The sequence below is a fragment of the Corynebacterium sp. HMSC078A10 genome (assembly GCF_001811565.1).
GTDB lineage: Bacteria > Actinomycetota > Actinomycetes > Mycobacteriales > Mycobacteriaceae > Corynebacterium > Corynebacterium hesseae.
This window is the reverse complement of record NZ_KV805215.1, coordinates 46,909-53,960: the sequence shown is the minus strand read 5'-3', so window position 1 is coordinate 53,960 and position 7,052 is coordinate 46,909. Positions and strand designations below refer to the sequence as shown.

The following is a 7,052-nucleotide window of genomic DNA, read 5'->3' as shown; positions in this document are numbered from 1 at the left end:
CCACCCCCCCCCGCACACAAACAATCGGACACCCTCTGCCCGGTATGCGCCTGCTCGCGCGCGCAAGCCGCACACTTGGCGAATACCTAGGCCGCGCCGGATGGCCGCCCTCGGACCGCGACGCTGCGGCTGGCGAGGGAGCGGACCAGGGTCAGACCGAGGAGAGCGCCCTTGCCTTGATCTGGTCGAACTCCTGCTGGGTAATCGCTCCCGAGTCGAGAAGGGCCTTCGCCGAGGCGATCTCATCGGCCGGGCTCGATCCGGCGGAGCCGCCGGCGACGGACTTGATGTACTCATCCTGCCGCTGCTGGAGCTCCTGATGCGCCTCGACCGCGCGGTCGGTCATCCCCCGACCTCGAACAAGCAGGTACGCGAGCATTCCGATGAACGGCAGCGCGAGGATGAACACCACCCACAGCGCCTTCGCGAAGCCGCCGAGGTCCTTGCTGCGGAAGAGATCTCCGAAGATCCACCACAGGGACATGAACCATGCGAAGAAGATGAAGAACTCGAACATGGCGAGTAGGAATGAGCCGTTGTCGTCGAACATTTGCTGACTGCCTCCTGACTGGATGGACGCTGGCCGAGCGGTCCACGCGGACCCCAGCGCACGACGGTTAGGAACAAGGACGTGCCCGGGCCGTCGCCGAACCATGTTAGCAGCTTTTCCTCACCAAGCGTGGTAGCCGGGTTGCGACGCGCTGACCGGGTTGGGCTGGTGAAGACGGGCCTGGGACTCCACGATTCGTAGCGACCAAGCAACGGATCGAGAGGAGTCCCAGGTGAGTGTTGAGGCTACCGTCCTGCCCGCTGCGATGCTCGGCATCTCGGGGTTGGTGGTGCTTGCCGTCGGTGAGTACGGCGGTGAGCTGGAGCTGTTGGTGGAGACCTCCGAGTCGGTGACCGGGTGCCCGCGGTGCGGGGTGGTCGCGGTGGCCCACGGCCGGCGTGAGCATCTGGTGCGTGACATCCCCTCGGCGGGGCGGCCGGTGCTGCTGGTGTGGCGCAAGCGGCTGTGGCGGTGCGCCGAACCGGCGTGCCCGCAACGTACCCGGTCAGTACACCTAATAAAGCGACGTACATCGCCATCGGGTGGTGCCTTTGCTGGTCGTTCCATTGCGTTTGGTATCGCCGCCGCAGTGACAGCGTGGTCGATTCTTTGGCATTGGGCCACCACACCACCGCCGACTACCACAGGTAGGCAGCCACACCGTGGATTTAGCGTCCCAGGACCAGATATATGCTCCCAAAGCGTATATTCTGCGAGAACCTAAAGGTCAGACCTTAGAAATCCCCGATTCCAGACACACTTTCTGACCCTTAACCCCAAAATGTGTGTCTGGCTCGGCGTGTCACCGGGGCTAGATTTGGCCACTTCCAGGCCGGCTGACTGGGCATAGACGATGTTAGTGAAGTCCTAATCGTTGAGATAGCCGGTACGGCCGACGGTGCGCTAGGAAACGCCGGACAGGCAGCAACTACTACGCCGCCGTCCCAACGTGCGCGACACTAGAGCCATTTCATTAAGCCAGTTCCGTTCAGGTTCTCGGCGCAGCGCAGCAGGCGATGGGCTGGGCAAATAGTGCTGCATTGGTGACATCGGCGGGAATCTTGTTGGCCAAGAATCACCTGGTTTATACCGCCATCGGTCGAAGCCTCAGCTGTTCGATTCATTGCATTTTGTATCTCCGCCGCAGTGCTAGTGTGGTCGATTTCTAGCATTGAATCACCACACCACCGCCGACTACCACAGGTAGGCAGCCACACCGTGGATTTAGCATCCCAAAGCCAGATATATGCTCCCCAAACGTATATTCTGCGAGAACCTAAAGGTCAGAACCTAGAAATCCCCGATCCCAGACACACTTTCTGACTCTTAACCCGTGTTTTCACCTAGGCTGGACCGCATGAATTCCAGCTCAAGAGGCTCCGCCATCCTGGACCTTCACTCCTGCGCCACCGCCCGCGCCATGGAGCTCCCCAGCGCCACGCTGACGCATCCTTTTGGACCAGACTGGGACGTGTTTAAGGTGCGCGGCAAGGTTTTCCTTCTCCTCACCGCAGTCACTGGCAAGCACCAAGCCATCCTTAAAGCCGAGCCTCTGGATGCCGAGGCGCTGCGTAGCGAGCACTCCTTTATCACGCCCGGCTACCACATGAATAAGCGACATTGGGTGTCGGTACACCCTGATCCCCAGCTGACCCCGGAACTTCTGGCCGAACTCGTGACGGACTCCTACCGCCTCGTAGTAGAAAAACTCCCCCGCTCGCAACGCCCCATCGACCCATCCACTTTTGGTTAGGGTTTCCGCTGTATACATTTGCGGACACCAACCTCGAGCTCTTAGGCTTGAGCACGTGACGGATTTTGACCTCATCGATGAGACCATCGCGGAATACCGCCGCTTCGAGCGCGCCCGCGCGCGATTCGATACTGAAGCACGCCGCGAATATGGAATCACCGGTTCCCATCTTTCGCTCCTCCGGCTCATTGATAAGAAGAGCCCCATCCCCATCCTGCAGCTGCGCAAGGAACTGGGGTGGCAGCCCGCCACCATCGGACAGGCGGTCAAGCGCTTGGTGCGCGATGATCTCATTTCCATCGACGACGATCCAGAGGACTTGCGCCGCCGCCTGTGCAGCATCACAGAGGAAGGTCGGCGCTTCCTGCTCCACGTGCCTCTCACCGGCCCGGCGCGCCTGCGCACCTATGAGTTCAGCGAGGAAGAGCTCACCACCATGAAGCGTGGGTTCGAGACCGCGCTGAAAGCCTTCGGGTATATGCCGTGGAGCGATGAGGACTAGCGCGTCGGCCGAGCTAGGGGCATAACACGAGGAACCTAGCCCTCCCCGCAGCCGTTTTCCACGAGGCGCTGCGCCACGTGCGTCAACACGTCCAAACCGGCCACGCAGTCCTCTTCCGTGGTGAACTCCTTTTCGTTGTGTGAGATGCCGTCGACCGACGGAATGAAGAGCATGACCGTCGGCACCACCTCCTTGAGGTTGGTCGAGTCATGGCCGGCCACCGTGTAGATCTCTTGGTGCGGATACCCGAGCTCCTGCACGACCTCACGGGCTAATTCCACGCCGGCGGCCGGGTAGGGGTTGAGCGCCCACTCGTGCGTCGGGGTGAGCTCAACCGAGGTGCGTGATTCCTCTTCCGCCGCAGCAATGATCTCCTGCAGGCGTGCTTGGGCCTTGTCCAGCACCTCCGTGGAGGGCGAGCGCACATCGACATTGAAGCGCACCTCGCGGGCGATGGTTACCGGCGAATTCGGCTCCAGCGTTAACTGCGAAACCGAGGCCTGCAGCTGGCCTTCATCGAATTCATGGGTCAAGCGCTCCACTGAAGCAATGATGAGGGAGGCACCGAAGAGCGCGTCCTTCCTATCGGCCATGAGAGTGGAACCGGTATGACCCTGTTCACCGGAGACCACCGCTTGGAATTTCTTCGCTCCCCACGTGGCGGTGACCAAACCAATCGTGTTGCCGGCAGCTTCAAGTTCCTTACCTTGCTCGACGTGAATCTCCGCATAGGCCGCGAGCTTCGGAGCCTCGCCACGCGGGGACCAGCCCGCTTCCTCCTGGGCTTGCGCGACGGTGACGCCGGCAAGGTCGGTGGCGGAGAGGGCGTCGTCAAGCGCCAGCATGCCTGCGAACACGGAGCTGCCCATCATGGACGGCGCAAAGCGTGAGCCCTCCTCGTTGAACCAGTTGATAACCGCCAGGTTATAGCGTGCCGTGGCACCCGACTGCGCCACGCGCCCGGCCGCGTGGGCCGCGGCCAGCACACCATAAGCACCGTCGAAACGGCCAGCCAAGGGCTGCGAATCCAGGTGCGAGCCCAGGCCCACGTACTCGGCGCCGGGGGCAAGCTCGAAGAGTCCGTACTGGTTGCCAATCTCGTCGTAGATAACCCGCGCCCCGAGGGACTCCAGGACCTCGTGGAACCAGGCGCGGTTAAGGTTATCGCCTTCGCTGGCAGCCTGCCGCTCCACGCCGCCGCCCGCAGTGGCGCCGTTGGCGGACATGGCCTGGAAATCGGCCAGGAATTGTTCGTTAGTGGTTGCTCGCATGTCTACTCCTTAAAAGCTTCCGTAGCGCAGCTCGCCGCCCACGATGGTGGCGGCCACGTCGATGGTGGAAAGGTCATCAGTGTTCAGAGGGTCCTGGGAGAGCAGCACGAAATCCGCCAGCTGCCCCGGCATCACCTGCCCCTTGCGCCCGGCCCACCCCGTCGCCGCGGCCGAGCCGGCGGTATAGGCGTAGAGAGCCTCGGCGGGGGTCAGACGATCCTTAGGCCCATAGTCCCGGCCCGAGGCGGTGCGCCGCTCCACGAAGGCCTGCATGACCTCCAGCGGCACACCGGGCGCCACGGGTTGATCGGAGCTGCCGGGGAGGATGAGGGAGGCGTCGAGAAGCCGCTTGCCCGGGTAGCTCCACGCGGTGCGCTCCGGGCCGAGGGACTCCGCCATCGCATCACCGAAAGCCGGGATGAACAGCGGCTGCGGCACCACCACGATGGGCTGGCCACGCAGACGCTCGATCTGATCGGGGCGCACCACGCCGCCGTGCTCGATGCGGTGCGGCATCGCTGGCGCGCCATGCTTGTCGACGGCCTCCTCCAGCGTCTCTATCGCAAAATCCACCGCCGCATCACCGATAGCGTGGATGGCCAAGGACCAGCCGGAATTCGCCGCCTGCAGCGCACGTGCGCGCATCTGCTCAGGATCGCCCTGGAAGTAGCCGTGATGGGAGCAGCAGGCGTAATGCTCGGTCAGCGCGGCGGTGGTCCCCAGCAGGGAGCCATCGCTGAAGATCTTGACGGGGCCGACCTGCAGCCACTCGTCGCCGAAGCCGGTGCGCAGGCCACCGTCGAGGCCCCAGCCGGGACCGTCGGCGGCGTGGCCAGGAATCTCGTGGAGCACGTCCATGGTCACCATCACCTGCATGCGCGTGTGCAGGGTGGCGTTTTGGTAGGCGGCGATCTCACGCGGACTGTGCCCGATCCAGCCGCCGGCCACCCCGGCATCCGTGACGGAGGTCAGACCGCGCTCCAGGTAACGGCGCGTGGCCAGCTCTAATGCGCGGCCGATTTCCTCCCCGGATTCCGGCAGGGTCACGTTCTGGATGGCGCGCATGGCGTTTTCGTCGAGCAGCCCCGTGCAGTGCCCATCGGCATCGCGGACGAACTCGCCGCCGTCCACCTCGGGCGGGTTGATGGGATCGACGCTCGCCGCGCGAAGGGCCGCGGTGTTGACCGTGTAGGTGTGGCCCGAGTTGTGCTTGATCAGCAGCGGAGCACCGCCGGTCGCGTGGTCAAGCTCTGCGATCTCCACCGGCGCATCCAGCCCGGAGGGGCGAAACCCTGCGGCCACCACCCAGCCGTCGGGGTTCGGCTCGGCGTCGCGCACGGCGGTGTAGACCTCCTCGGGAGTTGTGACCTGGGAAAGATCCACCTCGAGCAGCGTCTGGCCGAACCACACAGTGTGGGAATGCACATCGTTAAAGCCAGGGGTGAGCGTGCACCCGCCGGCATCCCACGTCTCGTCGGCGGGCAGTGCCTGTGCAGCCTCCCCCACCGCGAGGATGCGCCCGTTGGCAAAAGCCACCGAATCCGCAACCGGCCGCGCGGGATCCTGGGTCAGGATGTGGGCGTTGTCGATGCGCGTGATCATGCGTCCTCCTGAGTTCTCCTGTTTCTCCGGCACACTGCACGCGGCGCGTGCTGTGCTAGTCCCCACATGCTAAACGCAGCAGTGATACACCTCTCCACATAGAGGGCAATTCACCAGCACCCAACGTGTAGCGTTGTGCACATGCACGAGAAGCGCTGGCACGATATCGTCGCGAAGGTCCACGGCACCATCCCCCGCTTGGTTGAGGATTTCCTCGCCGCCTTTTCCCGCTCGGGGCGCTACGGCGATTCCTTGGTGAGTGAGGACGAGCTGCGCCTGACCGCCTTCGAGGTTTTCGCGCGCATCACTGACGTGCTGGTTGGGGCGATGGATGAGGAGGAGCTGCGTACCCACGCCCAGAGTTTGGGCCGGCGGCGCGCGCACCAGGGCGTGGAGCTAGCCACGCTGATCGACGCCATCCAGCTCGACTTCACCGTCCTCTGGGAGCACCTGCGCCGGGCCGCCGGCGCGGATCAGGAGGCGCTCATCGACCACGTGGCGCAGGTGCACTCCGTTGTGACGATGTACAACCTAGTTGTGCGCGATGCCTACCGCTTGGAGGAGGCTCGCGGTCAGCACGACGTACACCGCGCCCACGCCCGGCACTTGGAGAGGCTCTTCGCCGCCGAATCCCTGGGTGCGCTCGGCATCGCGGAAATCACCCGCGCGCTCAACCTGGACGCTGACTGCCACTTCGACGTCGCGGTGGCCCACCCCACCGCGGCGGTGGAGCTGCGCGCGCTTCTCGACGCCCCCATCTCCTCCGGCGAAGCCTTCGGCCATGGCGTGCGCGGAATGTTCGTTGCCTTCTGGCCTATAAGCCAGCGACCCAGCGGACAGTCCACAAGGGACATCGGCGCAGGGCTAGCGACGATCTCGGGCATACTTTTCCGCGACGTCAGCGGCTTAGCTGGAGTTCGTGCGGCGGCGCAGCAAGCGCCGCGCATCTTCGATGCCACCGGCCCGCTGGACAACTTAGCCGAAGCGCCCGACGTCCTCTGGGCCGTCGCCGGCGATGCCATCGCAAACTTCCCAGCCAGCGGCATCACGGAGCTCACGCAAGCCATCACCGAGCTACGCCAAAGCAACGCGCCGCTGTACCGGACCATCGCCACCTACCTGGATTGCGGCTCCATCAAAGACTCCGCTGAGGCGCTGCACTGCCACCGCAACACGGTGCTCAACCGCCTGCGGCAGGTCACGGAACTCACGGGACTCGACATCACGCGACCGAAAGACGCCGCGCGAGCATTGCTGGCGTTGCACCGGACAAAGCGATAGCTCTTGTGCAGAGGAACAAGATTCCCTCTCCGTTAATGGGTCGATGCATAGAAAACTCTTCAAGCCATTCACCGGAAGGTGACGTGCACCTAA

6 protein-coding genes and 1 pseudogene are annotated in these 7,052 nt (G+C 63.8%); 4 read left to right on the top strand and 3 right to left on the bottom strand.

The window, feature by feature from the left end; genetic code table 11:
* Positions 1-151: 151 nt before the first annotated feature.
* Entirely contained in the window at positions 152-655 is a 504-nt protein-coding gene (locus HMPREF2808_RS08010) for an SHOCT domain-containing protein (RefSeq protein WP_227486255.1), read from the bottom strand.
* Positions 656-815: 160 nt separating this feature from the next.
* Here HMPREF2808_RS08010 and HMPREF2808_RS13980 point away from each other — a divergent pair.
* From HMPREF2808_RS13980 to HMPREF2808_RS08000, 3 genes and pseudogenes are all read left to right on the top strand, one after another.
* A pseudogene (locus HMPREF2808_RS13980) lies at positions 816-971 on the top strand (transposase family protein); the annotation flags it as partial.
* Between the two features lie 936 nt (positions 972-1,907).
* A complete protein-coding gene (locus HMPREF2808_RS08005) occupies positions 1,908-2,303 on the top strand; it encodes an MmcQ/YjbR family DNA-binding protein (protein ID WP_070597234.1) in 396 nt (131 codons plus the stop codon).
* 55 nt (positions 2,304-2,358) lie between these two features.
* Positions 2,359-2,805, top strand: coding sequence for a MarR family winged helix-turn-helix transcriptional regulator (locus HMPREF2808_RS08000; RefSeq protein ID WP_070597232.1), 447 nt, complete (start codon positions 2,359-2,361; stop codon positions 2,803-2,805).
* Between the two features lie 35 nt (positions 2,806-2,840).
* Here the strand turns inward: HMPREF2808_RS08000 and HMPREF2808_RS07995 are convergent, their stop codons facing one another.
* Together HMPREF2808_RS07995 and HMPREF2808_RS07990 are read right to left on the bottom strand one after the other, a co-directional pair.
* Positions 2,841-4,076: a M20 family metallo-hydrolase gene (locus tag HMPREF2808_RS07995; RefSeq protein ID WP_070624391.1), complete on the bottom strand. Its 1,236-nt coding sequence runs from the start codon at positions 4,074-4,076 to the stop codon at positions 2,841-2,843.
* A 9-nt stretch (positions 4,077-4,085) separates the two neighbouring features.
* A complete protein-coding gene (locus HMPREF2808_RS07990; RefSeq protein WP_070624390.1) occupies positions 4,086-5,678 on the bottom strand; it encodes an amidohydrolase in 1,593 nt (530 codons plus the stop codon).
* 141 nt (positions 5,679-5,819) lie between these two features.
* On the opposite strand from HMPREF2808_RS07990, the gene HMPREF2808_RS07985 reads away from it, so the two are divergent.
* Positions 5,820-6,959, top strand: coding sequence for a PucR family transcriptional regulator (locus tag HMPREF2808_RS07985; protein WP_070624396.1), 1,140 nt, complete (start codon positions 5,820-5,822; stop codon positions 6,957-6,959).
* Positions 6,960-7,052: the final 93 nt, after the last annotated feature.

Bases quoted from the DNA above. Each gene is read 5' to 3' on its own strand.
- HMPREF2808_RS08005 (WP_070597234.1), top strand. From the start codon at position 1,908: ATGAATTCCAGCTCAAGAGGCTCCGCCATCCTGGACCTTCACTCCTGC.
- HMPREF2808_RS07990 (WP_070624390.1), bottom strand. From the start codon at position 5,678: ATGATCACGCGCATCGACAACGCCCACATCCTGACCCAGGATCCCGCG.
- HMPREF2808_RS07995 (WP_070624391.1), bottom strand. From the start codon at position 4,076: ATGCGAGCAACCACTAACGAACAATTCCTGGCCGATTTCCAGGCCATG.
- HMPREF2808_RS07985 (WP_070624396.1), top strand. From the start codon at position 5,820: ATGCACGAGAAGCGCTGGCACGATATCGTCGCGAAGGTCCACGGCACC.
- HMPREF2808_RS08010 (WP_227486255.1), bottom strand. From the start codon at position 655: ATGGTTCGGCGACGGCCCGGGCACGTCCTTGTTCCTAACCGTCGTGCG.